The following is a 14,993-nucleotide window of genomic DNA, read 5'->3' on the forward strand; positions in this document are numbered from 1 at the left end:
ACCTTTGCGGCGCGCCCTTGCGCCCTGCGCATGACCGCTTCATGCTGTCCATGGCATAGTGATTGCCTCTGTTTCGCACCGTCAACACCGCCCAAACAGGAACCTCCCATGCCCCGACCGCGCATCATGGTCATCAACCCGAACTCCAACCACGTGGTCACCGCCGGCCTTGCCGAGGCGTTGAAGCGGCTGTCCTTTGCCGACGGTCCGGAGATCGTGTGCGAGACCCTGACTGAGGGACCCTACGGCATCGAAAGCCAGGCCGACGCCGAAAGCGTGGTGATGCCGCTGCGGCGCACCGTCGCCGGCGACAACGAGTCGGCGGCCTTTGTGATCGCCTGCTACAGCGATCCCGGCCTGCATGTCTGCCGCGAAGCCACCACGCGGCCGGTGCTGGGCATTGCCGAATGCGGCGTGCTGACCGCGCTGACCCGCGCCGAGACCTTTGGCGTGATCGCGATCGCGCAGCGCTCGATCCGCCGGCACATGCGCTATCTGCGCCAGATGGGCCTGATGGATCGGCTGGCCGGCGAGCGTCCGCTCGACATGAGCGTGGCGGAAACCGCATCGGGCGAAGGCACGCTCGCCAAGATGATCACAGTCGGCCGCGCCCTGAAAGAAGAAGATGGTGCCGGCGCCGTCGTGATGGGCTGCGCGGGCATGGCGCGTCATCGCAAGCCGCTCGAGGACGCGCTCGGCATTCCCGTGATCGATCCGACCCAGGCCGCCGTGACCATGGCGCTGGGCGCCGTGCAATTCGGCGCGTCGTGACGCGGTGGTTGGCAGGCTAGCGTGCTTCACGCGCCCGCCTCGCCTGCCAATCGTCATAGCTCTCGCGATCCATCGCGAACATGTCGCGCTGGGTCGAATAGAGATTGCCGAACAGCCGTCCGATCGGCTGATAGGTCGCCATGTCGACATACATGCGCGCCGGATCAAGCAGCCCTTCGCGCGCATGCAGATGAAGCACTTCGCCAACCAGCAACTCGCGGCCTGGACCAAATGCGAGCGAGACCTGACGCCGGCATTCCAGCGCGAAGGGCGCTGCGGCCAGCCGCGGCACCTTGACCTCGGCGCTGGCCTCCGCCGTCAGACCCACGGCCGCAACCTCGCTCTCGCCGGACGGGAAGTCCACCGCGCAGTCGTTCATCACTTTCGCCAGCGCCTCGTCCACCATATGCACGACGAATTCACCGGTGCGGTGGATGTTGCGCGTAGTGTCCTTGAACCGGCCGTCAGGATGATGCTGAAGGCCGAGCACGATCAACGGCGGGTCCTCGGAGAACACGTTGAAGAAGCTGAACGGCGCCGCGTTGAGCGCGCCGTTCTCGTCCATGGTCGTGACGAAGGCGATCGGCCGCGGCACCACCACGCCGCACAGCAGCTTGTAGCGCTCCCGAGGCGCAAGGTCGCGAAAGGAAAGGCTCGTCATCACACCACGTCCTTCACGGCGGCGGGATCGCGCCGGTACGGCTGGTGATCAGGCCATAATGCTCGGTGCGACGGTGGGCTGCGAAATTGAAGATGGTCTGCTTGCCGAACGCGGTGGCGTCGAGATCGCAAGGATGCACCAGCAGCTCGTCATCCTCGGTCTTGGCTTCGGCGACGATCTCGCCGTCGGGATTGACGATGAGGCTACCGCCGATCAGGGGATGGCCGTCCTCGTCACCGGCCTTGGCGACCGCGACGACCCAGCAGGAATTCTGGTAGGCACCGGCCTGCGCCGAGAGGCGGTTGTGGAACAGCCGCTTCTCCGGCCCTTCGTCGCCCTTCTGCGCGTTGACCGATGGCGTATTGTATCCGATCAGCACCATCTCGACGCCCTGCAGCCCCATCACGCGGTAGGTTTCCGGCCAGCGGCGGTCGTTGCAGACGGCCATGCCCATGATGCCGCCGAGATTGCGCCAGACCGGAAAGCCGAGATCGCCCGGCTCGAAATAGCGTTTCTCCAGATGCTGGTGCGTACGTTCCGAATCGAACTCGGCATGGCCGGGCAAATGGATCTTGCGGTACTTACCAGCGATATTGCCGCTGCGGTCGGTGAGGATCGCGGTGTTGAAATGATGGCCATCCGGCGTCAGTTCGGCATAGCCAAAGCTCATCGCCATCTCGTGGCGGGCCGCGCGCTCGAACAGCGGCCGCACGGCCTCATTGGGCATCTCGCGCTCGAACCAGCCATCGGCATCGGCGCGGTTCTCCATGTACCAGCGCGGGAAGAAGGTGGTCAGCGCGAGCTCGGGATAGACGATCAGGTCGGCACCTTTCGCCTTGGCTTCGTCCATCAGCGCGAGCATGCGCCTGACCACGACATCGCGTCCCTCCGCGCGCTGGATCGGGCCCATCTGGGCTGCGGCGACGTTGATCATGCGCATAGTCGTTGCTCTCCTTGCAGACTCAGCCGGCAAACGCCGCCTGCGCTTCCGGCAGATCCCAGATCTTGCCGATCGCAGCGGCCCCCGCCGAGGTGATGGCGGCTTCATCACCATGAACGTAACGGCCGGCATCGATCAGCACCCGCCCATCGACGATGACCTGATCGACATTTGCGCGGTTGCCGAGCGCGACCAGCGCGCGGCGCGGATCGAACAGCGGCTGCAGGTGCGGATGGGTCATGTCAATGATGGTCAGATCGGCCGTTGCGCCGGGCGCAATCGCCCCGAGATCCGGACGCTTCACCAGCGAGGCAGTGGTCGCGGTCACCGCCTCGATCAAGTCAGGGGCGCTCGCGACCTCGGCGCGTTGCAGCGCAAGTTTCGAGATCATCGAGGCCGCGTTGAGCTCGCCGAGCAGGTCCATGTTGTAACCGTCGGTGCCGACCACGGTGCGCACGCCATGTTCGGCAAACCGGCCGAATGCCGCCGTGACGCCGGATCGGGCGAACACCCGCGGGCAATTCAGCACCGCGGCGCCGCGCGCCGCCATCAGCTTCAGATCGCTGTCGGAGCTCGCGATGCAATGCGCTGCGAGGAGATCGGGAGCCAGCAGGCCCAGCCAATCGAGATATTCAGCCGGCGTGCGGCCGTCATAACGCTTGCCAATCGTTTCCACCTCGGCCCGGCTCTGCGCCAGATGGGTGGTGATGGGCACGCCGAGCTCTCGGGCGCGCGCCGCGCACGCCTTGAGCAGGTCAGGTCCGCAGGTGTCGGTCGCATGCGGGCTCATCGCAAGGCCGATCCGGCCGTCGCCGCAACCATTCCAGCGCTGATAGAGCGCGTTCCAGGCGGCCAAGTCTGCCGCGCCGTCGTCGCCGTCATATCTGACCACGCCGTCCGGGCCAGCCTTGGCGTCCGAGGTCGAGAACAGATAGGGCGCGCCATAGAAGCGGATGCCCATCTCCTCGGCGGCATCGAACATTTCAGGGATGGTGTTGCGGAACGGCTCCATCACCGTGGTCGCCCCGCCCTTGAGTAACTGCAGAATACCGAGCCGCGCGACTGCAAGGCGCTCCTCGGCCGAAAGCAGATCGGCGCCACGCTTGGTCAGCGGTAGCAGCACCGTATACACGATGCTCTGATTGTTGCGCCGGCCATTGCCGTCCTCGGTGTGGCTGCGCGCCACCGCCTCGCTGAAGCAGTGATTATGCAGGTTCATCAGGCCCGGCAGGATGAAGCGGCCGGGACGATCATGAACCTCAGCGGCGAACGGCCTGTCCTTGGTGACCGCCGCGATCGTCTTGCCTTCGATCAGCACCCAGTGATCGCGCAGCACATCCTGCGCGCCGTCGCGGCGAGATAGTACATAGCTGCCGAAGATCGCGATGCTGCTCATGATGGACGCACATTCCAGAAGACCGCGGTGCCGTCGAGGATGCCGGTGATGCTCTTGCGGTAGGCGGTCGGTTGCTTGTACAGGCCGATCGGAAAATACGGGATCTCGTCAAACGCCAGCGCCTGGATCTCGCGGCAGATCCGCTGCTGCTCTTCGAGCGACGACGCCGTGAGCCACTGACCGCGCAGGCCGCCCATTCTTTCGCTGCTGTACCATCCGGCGACCTTCCCTTCGCCGCGCAGGTTGGTGTTGCCGGCCGGGTTGAGCCAGTCGATGCCTTGCCAATTGCCGACGGCAGCGCTCCAGCCGCCCTTGTCGATTGGATCCTTCTTGAGCTGACGCTGCAGCACGACTGCGAAGTCGAGTGTCTGATGATCGACGTTCATCCCGGCCCTCCGCAGCATGTCGGCCGCAACCTGGCCGAGCGGCTTTTGCGCGGCCGAATTGCCCGGCGACAGCAGCACGACCTTCTCACCACTGTAGCCAGCCGCCGCCAGGTCGGCCTTCACCTTAGCCATATCGCGCGGGCCGCGGAAGACGTCGAGCCCGACGTCATTGGCCATCGGCGTTCCCGGCGCGAAATAGCCGATCGGCGAGAGCTGGTACGCCGGATCTCCACCCGCGACTGCGGTCATGAAGTCGGCTTGATCGATTGCACCGAGCAGCGCACGGCGGATCGCCGGATTGTCGAACGGCGGCTGCAGGTGATTGACGCGGAGCATGCACGCATAGCCGCGGGGGTCGAGCACACGCGTTTCGACCTCGTCGGACTGCTTCAGCACGGGCAGCAAGTCGTGCGGCGTGGTTTCCTGCCAATCCTGCTCGCCGGTCTGGAGGGCCGCCACGGCTGTCCCCGGGTCCGGCGTCGTGGTCCACACAACGCGGTCGTAGTGCACGATCTTGGGACCGGCGGTCCAATCCGGCTTGCCGTCCTGGCGAGGCTGATAGCGCTCGAACCGGGCATAGGCGTTGCGTACGCCGGGCACGCGCTCATCCGCGATGAAGCGGAATGGCCCGCTGCCGATCACTTCGGTGACCGGCTTGAGCGGATCCTGGCTCGCAAACCGCTCGGGCATCATGAAAGCGGCATGCACTGCGGCCTTGCCGAGCGCCTGCGGCAGCAGCGGGAACAGCCGCCGCAAGCGGAAGCGGATGGTACGGTCATCCGGCGCAGACAACTCTTCGGTCGCCGCCATCAATTCGCCGCCGAACCCGTCGCGCGAGGCCCAGCGGCGGATGCTCGCGACGCAGTCACGCGCCAGCACCCGCTCGCCGTCATGCCAGAAAAGCCCGTCGCGCAGCGTCAGGTCCCACTGCTTAGCGTCATTGGAGACGACATGGCCCGACACCATCTGCGGCGAGACTTCCAGCGCCGCATTCATGCCGTAGAGCGTGTCGTAGACCATGAAGCCGTGGTTGCGCGACACCTGCGCGGTGGAATAGACCGGATCGAGGAAAGCCAGATCGATCACCGGGATGAAGCGCAGCGTGGTCTGCGATTGCGCGCGCACGATGCCCGGCAAGGAAAAGGCAGGCGCCATAGCGGCCGCACGAAGCAATGACCGGCGGGAGAACTGCATCGAAGACTTGCCCATGCTCATCAGCGCGACTGACCGGCGGCTTCATGCTTCTGGAAATTCGCGGCGATCGCCTCCCCGGTCGTGATCCACAGGTCCGGACAGGATTTGGCGTAGGCCAGGAACTCGCGCAGCAGACGGAGCCGCATCGGACGGCCGCTGCATTGCGGATGCAGCACGGTGGTCACCATCGCGCCCCAGTCACGGACCTCATCCAACTCGTCCTTCCAGATCGAGAGCACATGCTCCTTGGGAAAGATCGAGCGCGGGCTGAAGCGCGCCGAGAGGCCGTGCATCCAATCGTCATAGCTCGCGGTGACCGGCAGCTCGATCGTGCCGGGTTTGCCGTCGGCCAGGCGATGACGGTAAGGCCGCACGTCATCGCGGAACGATGATGTGTAGACGATGCCGTGCCGGACCAGCGCCCGGCGCAGCTCCTCGGTAAATTCGCCATAGGGCGCACGATAGCCGATCGGCCTGACGCCCAGCCGCCGCTTCAACGCCTCGAAACCACGCTCCAGCTCCTCCTCGATCCAGGGATCGCCGGGATCGGGCAGCAGATGATGATAACCGTGATGGCCGATCTCATGACCGGCCTTGAGGATGGATTCGGCCATTGCCGGATGCGCATCGACCGACCAGCCGGTGACGAAGAACGTCGCCTTCAGGTCGAGCTGATCGAGCAGCTCCAGCAACTTCGGTGTGCCGACCCGCGCCTCATAGCCGCCATAGCTCATGGTGATCAGGCGCTGGGCGTGCACGGCGTCCTTGCTGGTCCAGGCGCTCTCAGCGTCGACATCGAACGACAGGAACATCGCCGACCTCCAAGGCTTCGGCCAGGGATAATTCGGTGCCGGATCCGCGGTGTTCGCCGGGACGAGCGGGATGCTCTGGAGTGCCTTACTGTCCAGCATTGATGGTCGCCTTCTCCACGCCGTTGTCGTTCAATTTCCACTTCGCCAGCAGGGCGCGGTAGGTGCCGTCGGCGATCAACGCGTCGAGCGCCTCCACGAAGGCCTGATGCAGGGCTTTCTCCTTCACAGGCAGCGCGATGCCGGTGAACTGCGCCGCAATGGCCTGGCCGAGCGGTGCGTAAACGCCGGGCTCCTGATTCATGATGTAGGGCAGCGTCTCGTTGCCCTGGACGGCCGCGTCGATCCGGCCCTGCTTCAACTGCGTCCGCGCGTCCGCCGAGCCTTCGGTGCCGACGAACACAATGGGATTGCTGCCACAATGGGCCGCGCTCCACGCCGCGATCTGATCCGGGAACATGGTGCGGCGGCTCGCTCCGACTTTCCTACCGCACAGCGCCGCCATGTCCTTGAATTCCGCGGCTCGCGACTGCTGCACAAAGAACTGCGGGCCGCTGCGCAGATAATCGACGAAGGTTGCCGCCTCATGCCGCGTCGCATAGTCGGTGAAGCCGGACAGGATCGCATCCACCCGCCCCGACGAAATCGACGGCATGAACTGCGCGAAGCTTGTCTCTTCCCACTCCAGTTTGACGCCGAGCTTGCGACCGAGCGCCTCGCCGAGATCGATATCGAATCCAGTCAGCGCGTTGGTGGCGGGATCGCGGAACTCCATCGGCGGGTAGTTCGGCACGATGGCGACCTTGATGCTGCCGCGCTTCGCAATCTCCGCAGGCAGCTCGACCGCGAAGGCCGGACCGGCCACAATCATCCCCAGTGCGCCCGCAACAACCAGCCTGATCATCAACTCTCCCCCCATCAGATCACCGCCGCCAGAAACGCCTGTGTGCGCGCCTCACACGGCGCCCCGAGAACGTCGGCGGCGCGCCCGGACTCCACGATTGCGCCATGGTCCATGTAGACGACGCGGTCCGCGACCTCGCGGGCAAAGCCAAGCTCGTGCGTCACCACCATCATGGTCATGCCGCTCTGCGCGAGCTCCCTCATGACAGCCAGCACCTCGCCCACAAGCTCGGGATCGAGCGCGCTGGTCGGCTCGTCGAACAGCATTAGCATCGGCTTCATCGCCAGCGCCCGCGCGATCGCCACGCGCTGCTGCTGGCCGCCCGAAAGCTGCGACGGATAGGAGTCCGCTTTCGTCGCAAGCCCGACACGCCGCAGGAGCTCGATTGCCTCGGCGCGCACCTCGCCCGGGTTGCGGCCCTGCACCTGCACCGGTCCTTCCGTGATGTTCTCCAGCGCCGTCTTGTGCGGAAACAGGTTGAAGCGCTGGAACACCATGCCGGTTTTCAGCCGCTGCCGCGCGATCTGCCGCTCGGTGAGGCGGCGCAGCTTGCCGCCCTCCTCGCGGACGCCCAGCATCTCGCCATCCAGCCAGATACCGCCGCTGTCGATCACGGTGAGCTGGTTGATGCAGCGAAGCAGCGTCGTCTTGCCAGAACCTGACGCACCGATCAGACACAGAACCTCGCCCGGCCACACGTCGAGCGAGACATTCTTGAGAGCCTGGAACTCTCCAAAGGCCTTGCTGGCGGAGCGGATCGCGACGAGCGGTTTCGTCATCGGTTGATCCGTGCCGTTCCACGCGCAAAATGGCGCTCGAGCAACATCTGCAGCGGCGTCAGGATCGATACCACCAGCAGATACCAGCAACCGGCGACGATCAGAAGCTCGATGACGCGCGAATTCGCGTAGTAGATATTCTCGGCGTTGTGCAGCACCTCGGGATACTGGATCACGCTGGCGAGCGAGGTCGCCTTCACCATGCCGATGAACTCGTTGCCGAGCGGTGGGATCACCACCCGCATCGCCTGAGGCAGGATGATCCGCCGCAGCGCCCGCAGCCGCCCCATGCCGATCGCCTGCGCCGCCTCATACTGCCCGGCGTCGACCGACAGCATGCCGGCGCGCATCACTTCCGACGTATAGGCACCCTGGTTGATGCCGAGCCCGAGCAGCGCTGCGAGGAACGGCGTCATGACGTCAACGGCCCGCGCCGTCCACAGGCCGGGAATACCGATGGTCGGAAACACCAGCGCGAGGTTGAACCACAGGAGGAGTTGCAGGATCAGCGGCGTGCCGCGGAACAGCCAAGTGTAACCTGCGGCAACCGACTTCAGCACCGGATTGGGTGACAGCCGCATGATTGCCGCGGCCACGCCGAGGACGATGCCGAGTGCCATCGCGAGCACCGCCATCACCATGGTGTTGACGATGCCCTGGAGGATCACCTTCGCGGTCAGGAAGCGGCTGACATAGGACCATTCGATCTGGCCATTGGCAAAGGCGCGAGCGATCGCCGCAAGCACCACGACGATCGCGGCCGCTGCCAGCCACCGCCGCCAGTGGATCTCCCGCGCGATCTGCATCTGCGAGAGATCAGGAAATCCGTCTGCGAGGGTCGGGGATGCCCTCATTGCGGCGCTGCGTTCATCAGGGGCTTCTCGACCGCATTCGCACCCAGCCCAAATTTGTCGAGGATCCTCTTGTAGGAGCCGTCGGCGATCATCGCCGCGAGATGTTCTGTCACTACTTCGCGCAGTGCGGCATCGTCCTTGCGGAACATGATGCCCTGATAACCCGTGGACAACTGCTCGCCGATGACGCGATATCTGCCGGCCTCCTGCTGCTGGGCATAAGGCAAGGTCTCGCTGCCCTGCACGGCGGCATCGATGCGGCCCTGCTTGAGCTGATTCCGTACATCGATCGAGTTCTCGCCCGGAACATACTGGATCGCTGGCTTGCCTGCGGCCTCGCAATTCTGCTTGCTCCACTTCTCGATCTCGAGCGGGAAAGCGGTGCTGCGCGTGGTACCGACCTTCTTGCCGCAAAGATCGGTGGCGATCTTCGCCACACTCTCGGCCATGACAAAGAATTGCGGTCCCGTCGTCAGGTAATCAATGAAATCCGCCGTCTCGCGCCGCGAGCTGCGATCCTGAATGCCACTGATGATGAAATCGGCGCGCTTTGTCTGCAGCGATGGAATAAGCTCGGCGAACGGCGTCTCGCTCCAGACGATCTTCACACCAAGCCGCTTGGCAAGCTCGTTCGCGAGATCGATGTCGAGCCCGACCAGTTCGTTGGTCGCGGGATCGCGATATTCCATCGGTGCATAGGTCGAGTTTACCGTCAGCTTCAGCGCACCGGCTTGCTTGATCTCCGCAGGCAGTTCAGCTGCCCGCACCGAAGTGGCTGCGACGAGCACGGCAAGGCCAAGCAAAAGCGAGAGGCGTGTCATGTCAGCTCCTTTGCCAACGCTGCAACCGGCCGCGTGTCAATCCATGTCGAGAAGCGCCGGCTCGATGACGCCGGCGCGTTCGGTGATCGCCCGGTACTGCTCGGGCCGCCGGTGGGCCGCAAAATTGAACATCTTGTCCTTGCCCTGACGGCAGAGATCGAGATCGATGTCGGCGACGATGACTTCGTCGGCGAGGGTCTTCGCCTGTGCAACGATCCTGCCATTCGGATCGACGATGCAGGAGCCGCCGATCAGGCCGGAGCCATCCTCGTCGCCCGCCTTCGCCACCGCAATCGCCCAGGTCGCGTTCATGTAGGCGTTGGCCTGTGCGACCAGCGTCGAATGGAAGGTGCGCAGCGCGGCATCCTCGCTGGTCCCGCCGTTCGGATCGTAGGCCGCGGAGTTGTAGCCGATGCACACGAGCTCAACGCCCTGCAGGCCGAGCACCCGCCAGGATTCCGGCCAACGGCGATCGTTGCAGATCATCATGCCCATGATCGCCTGTCCCCACGCCGAACCGGTGCGGAAGGCCGGAAAGCCGAGATCGCCATACTCGAAATAGCGTTTCTCGAGTTGCTGATAGCGCGCGCCCGCCCGCGGCTCGACCGAGCCCGGCAGATGCACCTTGCGATAGCGGCCGATGATCTCGCCGACGTCGTCGACCAGGATCGCGCAATTGTAGCGCCGGCCATCTGCTGTCAGCTCGGCATAGCCGACATAGAAGCCGACGCCGAGCGCGCGGGCGCGGTCGAACAGGGCTTGGACAGCCGGGTTCGGCATGCCGCGCTCGAAATACTGATCGAGCCCATCGCCTTCGAGCAGCCAGCGCGGAAAGAACGTCGTGAAGGCCAGTTCGGGAAACACCACGAAGCGCGCGCCTTGTTCAGCCGCCGCATCCAAAAGTTTCAACATGCGATCGAGCGTATGCGCGCGGGTGTCTGCTCTTTGCGTCGGCCCCATCTGGGCGGCCGCAGCACGAAGGACGCGGGTCAAACATTGCCTCCAAATCAAGCGGACTGCTGCCTCGTTAGGCGAACCGATTTTCCCTTCGGCAGCGCACTTTCCGCAGTGCATTACAAGAAAGCTGGACAGCGTTGGCAATCACTCGTGCTATGATATTTTCAGCCGAACTATAACGGGCACGAATAGATGAACCTGCGCCAACTCGAAATTTTGCGTGCGGTCGTTCGACACCGGACAACGGTCGCAGCAGCCGAGGAGCTGTCACTGTCACAGCCGGCGATCAGCAACGCGCTGAAGGCGATGGAGACGCAGGCGGGCTTCGCCTTGTTCGAGCGCGTCAACAACCGCCTGTTTCCGACCGCGGAGGCGATGGCGCTCTACAAGGAAAGCGAGACGATTTTTGCGCTGCATGCCAAGCTGGAAAACCGCGTCCGTGACCTCAGGGAATGTCGCACTGGGCATCTGTCGATCGTCGCAACGCCGCCGCTGGCCTACAGCATCATCCCGCCCGCATTGTCGGTCTTCCTGCGTCGGCGGCCGCAGACGCGGATGTTCTTCGACGTACGCCGCTATGAGGGTATCATCGACGGATTGCTGAGCCGGGTCGCCGAGCTCGGCTTCGTGCTCGGCTTCTCGCATCATCCGGGCATCGCGCATGAAGTGGTCCACACCGGCGAGATGGTCTGCGTCATGCCGCCGCAGCATCCGCTGGCGGACCGCGCGGTGATCACCGCGTCCGATCTCGTCGATCTCCCCTTCATCGGGCTCGAGCGTGGAACACAGTTGGGTGAGGCCGTGCGCGCGAGTTTTGCTTCGGCCGGCGCTCCATTCCAGCCGACCGTCGAGGTGCGATACTGCAACACCGCCTGCGTGCTCGCCGCGGCAGGCGCCGGCGCGGCGGTGGTGGATCCATTCTCGCCGCACCAGGCTGGTAATCAAGGGCTGGTCATACGCCCCTTCCTTCCCAAGACACCTGCTCTGGCATACATGCTGTGGTCGGAGGCCGAGCCGCTCTCGCGTCTTGCAAGAGTGTTCCTCGATGAAGTCCGCCGAGCAAGCCGACAGCTTGAATGATGGGCGCATTTACTCTGACTGCACAAGCCGACGTCGTACCTAGTCAGGCCGCCCGACCACGCGCGAAATCGTTCTGATGTGCCGCCATCATCCCTGTCCGGCGATCCGCAAGGCAAGGTCGAGTGCCCGCAACTCATCCGGTGTCGCCGGCGGCTGCGGCGGCCGCACCGCGTCGCATGACAGGCGTCCGAGCAGCTTCAGGCAGGCCTTGAGCCGCACCGTTGCCCGTCCTCCGGGCGGATCGCGGTAGATCGCAGCTGCCAGCGGATACAGCTTGTCGTGCACCGCGCGAGCCCGCGGCCAATCGCCAGCCTCCGCCGCGATCCAGAGGCTGACCACCAGTTCCGGAACGACACAGGCGAGACTGACTTGGCTGCCGGCCGAGCCGACGAGATAGCTCGTCAGCAGGTGCTCATCTCCCGAGCCGAGCACGGTGAAGTCCGGCCGCAGCTTGCGGATCAGCCTCAAATTCTGTTCGTAGGCAGCGACCTCCCAGCTGCCCTCTTTGATCGCGACGAAGCGAGGGTCGGCGACGAGTTGCTCGAGCAGCGGCGACACATAGGCCATTGCACCCGCACCGACTGGCGCGGCGTAGAGCATCAGCGGCACGGTCGTGGCATCGCGGATACGGCGGTGATGTTCGATAACACAGCCGTCGGCGTGACCGAGCGCCCAGCTGTTGGGCGGAAACACCAGCAGCCCGTCCGCACCCGCCTGCTCCAGCGTGGCTGCCTCTCGCGCAGCCTCCAGGCTGGATTCATGATTGACGCCAGAGACGATCAGGCAGTCCTTCGGAGCGTGCTCTCTCGTCAGCTCCACCACGCGTTGCTTTTCAGCGAGGGACAGCACGAAATTCTCGCCGGCGTGGCCGTTGACCAGGAGCCCGTTGATGCCGGGCGTGGAGGCGACCGAGGCGAGATGCGCTGCAAGCTTCGCCTCGTCGATCCCAAAGTCCGGCGTCATCGGGACGATCGTCGCAGCATGAATGCCGCGAAGCCGATCGCCAAATGTCCGCGTCCTGACCGACATCCGCTAGTGAATGATCTGGTCGAGGAACGTCCGCGCCCGCTCCGACTTTGGATTCCCGAAGAACTCCTCCGGCGCGGCCTGCTCGACCACCTTGCCTTCGTTCATGAACACGATGCGGTCGGCGACCTCGCGGGCAAAGCCCATCTCATGGGTCACGCACAGCATGGTCATGCCCTCTTCCGCTAGCTTCTTCATGGTCTCCAGCACTTCCTTGACCATCTCGGGGTCGAGCGCCGAGGTCGGCTCGTCGAACAGCATGATCTTCGGCCGCATGCACAGTGCGCGCGCGATGGCGACACGCTGCTGCTGGCCGCCCGACAACTGCCCAGGGAATTTCTCGGCCTGATCCGGAATCCGGACCTTGGTGAGGAAATGCATGGCGAGATCCCTGGCTTCCGCCTCGGACATGCCATTCACGGTCATCGGAGCCAGGATGCAATTCTCCAGCACAGTCATGTGCGGAAACAGATTAAAACTCTGGAACACCATGCCGGTGTCGCGCCTGACGGCGTCGATGTTCTTGCGCTGGCGATCGAGCTCGACGCCGTTGACGTAGATCAGGCCCTCGTCGTGCTTCTCGATGTGGTTGATGCAACGAATGAGCGTCGACTTGCCCGAGCCGGAGGGACCGCAGACCACGATCTTCTCGCCCTTGGCGACCTTGAGATCGACCTGGTCCAGCGCGGTGAAGTCGCCATAGTGCTTGTAGACCGCCTCCATGCGAACCGCAGGCTCCTCACGGAGCTGCGGCTGAGCTGCTGCATCTTCGGCCGGGTTCATCGACATCTCGCTCATGCCCGGGCCTCCACGCTCGCCTGTGCGACCGGCGTCCTGGCCGCGACCTTCCTGGACTTCGCAACACTCGATCGACCGAAATGCTTCTCGAGCCGGCGCTGTACCGCATCCCAGACCGATGTGAGGATCAGGTAATACGCCGTTGCCGCCGCATAGACTTCGAGGATCTGGAAATGCTCCTGCATCAGCATGTCGCTGCGGCGCATCAGCTCCTCGACCGAGATCACGGACGCCAGCGAGGTCGCCTTCAACAGCGAGTTGATGGAGTTGCCGAGCGGCGGGATCATCAGCCGGAACGCCTGCGGCAGGGTCACCCGGCGGAACGTCACCCATGGCGACAGGCTGAGCGCCCAGGCGGCTTCGCGCTGCCCCGCCGACACCGCCATGAAGCCGCTGCGCACGATCTCGGCGAGGTAGGCCGCCTCATTGAGGATCAGGCCGACCAGCGCGCAGGTGATCACGCTGAACTTGATGCCCAGCTGCGGCAAGCCGCTGTAGATCACGACCAGCTGGATCAGGAGCGGCGTGCCGCGGAAGAACCAGATGTAGAACCGTGAGATTCCTGACAGCACCGGATTGGACGACATGCGCATCAGCGCGATGCCCATGCCAAGGATCAATCCGCCGATGACCGCCGCCACCGTCAAGCCGATGGTGACGAGCACCCCCTTCATCAGGAAGTAGTTGAAGAAATAGTTGACGGCTGCCGTCGGACTGAAATGGCTCATCGGCTCGTCTCCGTATCTCAGGCCGGTCCGGGGCCGGCGATCGCGAGCGGCTGGTCGGCCGGCATGGCCGTCAAGCCGAACTTATCGAACAGCGCCTGATAAAAGCCGTCAGCCCGCATCGCGTTGAGCGCCTTGACGACGGTATCGGCGACCGTTCTATTGCGGAAACCGAGCGTGGTCCTGGCCGTGCCGAGCCCGCTCAGGACTTCCTTCACGCGGCCACGGCCGACGAGGTCGCGCGCCACGCTGTCCACCAGCAGCGCGTTGTCAACCTGGCCCGCGAGCAACGCACTCACGACGTTGGTCGCGGTCGGGAATGTACGCATCTCGACGGCTGCGCCGCCCTTCGCCACGCTCGCATCGCTGAGTTTCTTGAGCCAGTTCATCTGGTAGCTGCTGACCTCGACCGCGGATGATTTTCCGATCAGATCGTTTTCGGTAGCAATTTTTGTACCGCTGTCGGGCGCAACCACGACCGAGATTGCCTGAACGGCGTACGGCACCATGTACATCAGCTTCGAGCGTTCCTCGGTCCAGAACATGCCGGTATTGACGCCGTCGATGCGCGCTGCGCCCAAGGCAGGAATCATGGCCGGAAAATCCATCCGGACGAGTTCGATCGGAAGACACAACCGCTTGCCGAGCTCGGCGGCGAGTTCCACGTTGAGGCCCTGCAACTGACCGTCCTTGTCGACGAATTGCTGCGGCGGATTGGTCGGATTGATCGAGAGCTGCAATTTTCCGGGCACGATCAGATTGTCGTCGGTGATTGCGGGCGTACAGGCGGCATGCACCGCCGTGGATGCGAGAACGAGTGCGGCAGTCACACCCAAGCGAAGCAGTGTCGAGACCATGTGATACCTCCAGTAAGACGCCAATGACCGATGCA

Annotated in this window: 16 protein-coding genes; 2 read left to right on the forward strand and 14 right to left on the reverse strand. The window is 64.2% G+C overall.

Going from position 1 to position 14,993, the window contains the following annotated elements; translation table 11 throughout:
• Window positions 1-108 precede the first annotated feature (108 nt).
• Complete coding sequence (locus BRAGE_RS0120465; RefSeq protein ID WP_027557175.1) at window positions 109-771, forward strand: aspartate/glutamate racemase family protein; 663 nt, start codon at window positions 109-111, stop codon at window positions 769-771.
• Between the two features lie 16 nt (window positions 772-787).
• Here the strand turns inward: BRAGE_RS0120465 and BRAGE_RS0120470 are convergent, their stop codons facing one another.
• The 10 genes from BRAGE_RS0120470 to BRAGE_RS0120515 are packed head-to-tail and all read right to left on the reverse strand — an operon-like array spanning window position 788 to window position 10,508.
• Window positions 788-1,432: a flavin reductase family protein gene (locus BRAGE_RS0120470; RefSeq protein ID WP_027557174.1), complete on the reverse strand. Its 645-nt coding sequence runs from the start codon at window positions 1,430-1,432 to the stop codon at window positions 788-790.
• A 13-nt stretch (window positions 1,433-1,445) separates the two neighbouring features.
• A complete protein-coding gene (locus BRAGE_RS0120475) occupies window positions 1,446-2,372 on the reverse strand; it encodes an N-carbamoyl-D-amino-acid hydrolase (RefSeq protein ID WP_027557173.1) in 927 nt (308 codons plus the stop codon).
• A gap of 22 nt (window positions 2,373-2,394) precedes the next feature.
• On the reverse strand, window positions 2,395-3,768 hold the full coding sequence (locus BRAGE_RS0120480; protein WP_027557172.1) for an amidohydrolase family protein: 1,374 nt from the start codon (window positions 3,766-3,768) through the stop codon (window positions 2,395-2,397).
• Window positions 3,765-5,348, reverse strand: coding sequence for an ABC transporter substrate-binding protein (locus BRAGE_RS0120485; protein WP_027557171.1), 1,584 nt, complete (start codon window positions 5,346-5,348; stop codon window positions 3,765-3,767). The genes BRAGE_RS0120480 and BRAGE_RS0120485 overlap by 4 nt, the downstream gene beginning before the upstream one ends.
• A 20-nt stretch (window positions 5,349-5,368) precedes the next feature.
• Complete coding sequence (locus BRAGE_RS0120490; RefSeq protein ID WP_027557170.1) at window positions 5,369-6,259, reverse strand: polysaccharide deacetylase family protein; 891 nt, start codon at window positions 6,257-6,259, stop codon at window positions 5,369-5,371.
• Entirely contained in the window at window positions 6,246-7,061 is an 816-nt protein-coding gene (locus BRAGE_RS0120495; RefSeq protein WP_027557169.1) for an ABC transporter substrate-binding protein, read from the reverse strand. The genes BRAGE_RS0120490 and BRAGE_RS0120495 overlap by 14 nt, the downstream gene beginning before the upstream one ends.
• Window positions 7,062-7,075: 14 nt before the next feature.
• Window positions 7,076-7,840 carry an amino acid ABC transporter ATP-binding protein gene (locus BRAGE_RS0120500; protein ID WP_027557168.1) on the reverse strand — a complete coding sequence of 255 codons (765 nt, stop codon included), beginning with the start codon at window positions 7,838-7,840 and terminating at the stop codon, window positions 7,076-7,078.
• Complete coding sequence (locus tag BRAGE_RS0120505) at window positions 7,837-8,694, reverse strand: amino acid ABC transporter permease (protein WP_027557167.1); 858 nt, start codon at window positions 8,692-8,694, stop codon at window positions 7,837-7,839. Before BRAGE_RS0120505 ends, BRAGE_RS0120500 begins: the two co-directional genes overlap by 4 nt.
• Window positions 8,691-9,515, reverse strand: a complete 825-nt coding sequence (locus BRAGE_RS0120510) for an ABC transporter substrate-binding protein (protein ID WP_027557166.1) — start codon at window positions 9,513-9,515, stop codon at window positions 8,691-8,693. The genes BRAGE_RS0120505 and BRAGE_RS0120510 overlap by 4 nt, the downstream gene beginning before the upstream one ends.
• A gap of 36 nt (window positions 9,516-9,551) precedes the next feature.
• Entirely contained in the window at window positions 9,552-10,508 is a 957-nt protein-coding gene (locus BRAGE_RS0120515) for an N-carbamoyl-D-amino-acid hydrolase (RefSeq protein ID WP_265441003.1), read from the reverse strand.
• A gap of 156 nt (window positions 10,509-10,664) precedes the next feature.
• Here BRAGE_RS0120515 and BRAGE_RS48925 point away from each other — a divergent pair, with 156 nt between their 5' ends.
• Window positions 10,665-11,552, forward strand: a complete 888-nt coding sequence (locus tag BRAGE_RS48925) for a LysR family transcriptional regulator (protein ID WP_035729906.1) — start codon at window positions 10,665-10,667, stop codon at window positions 11,550-11,552.
• 87 nt (window positions 11,553-11,639) lie between these two features.
• On the opposite strand, the gene BRAGE_RS0120525 is transcribed toward BRAGE_RS48925, so the two are convergent.
• Genes BRAGE_RS0120525 through BRAGE_RS0120540 form a run of 4 tightly spaced genes read right to left on the reverse strand, consistent with a single transcriptional unit; the run spans window position 11,640 to window position 14,958 of the window.
• On the reverse strand, window positions 11,640-12,581 hold the full coding sequence (locus BRAGE_RS0120525; protein ID WP_027557164.1) for a dihydrodipicolinate synthase family protein: 942 nt from the start codon (window positions 12,579-12,581) through the stop codon (window positions 11,640-11,642).
• A gap of 3 nt (window positions 12,582-12,584) precedes the next feature.
• A complete protein-coding gene (locus tag BRAGE_RS0120530) occupies window positions 12,585-13,376 on the reverse strand; it encodes an amino acid ABC transporter ATP-binding protein (RefSeq protein WP_027557163.1) in 792 nt (263 codons plus the stop codon).
• A complete protein-coding gene (locus BRAGE_RS0120535; RefSeq protein WP_027557162.1) occupies window positions 13,373-14,104 on the reverse strand; it encodes an amino acid ABC transporter permease in 732 nt (243 codons plus the stop codon). The genes BRAGE_RS0120530 and BRAGE_RS0120535 overlap by 4 nt, the downstream gene beginning before the upstream one ends.
• 17 nt (window positions 14,105-14,121) lie before the next feature.
• Window positions 14,122-14,958, reverse strand: a complete 837-nt coding sequence (locus BRAGE_RS0120540) for an ABC transporter substrate-binding protein (RefSeq protein WP_027557161.1) — start codon at window positions 14,956-14,958, stop codon at window positions 14,122-14,124.
• Window positions 14,959-14,993 lie beyond the last annotated feature (35 nt).

This window comes from Bradyrhizobium genosp. SA-4 str. CB756 (genome assembly GCF_000473125.1).
GTDB lineage: Bacteria > Pseudomonadota > Alphaproteobacteria > Rhizobiales > Xanthobacteraceae > Bradyrhizobium > Bradyrhizobium arachidis.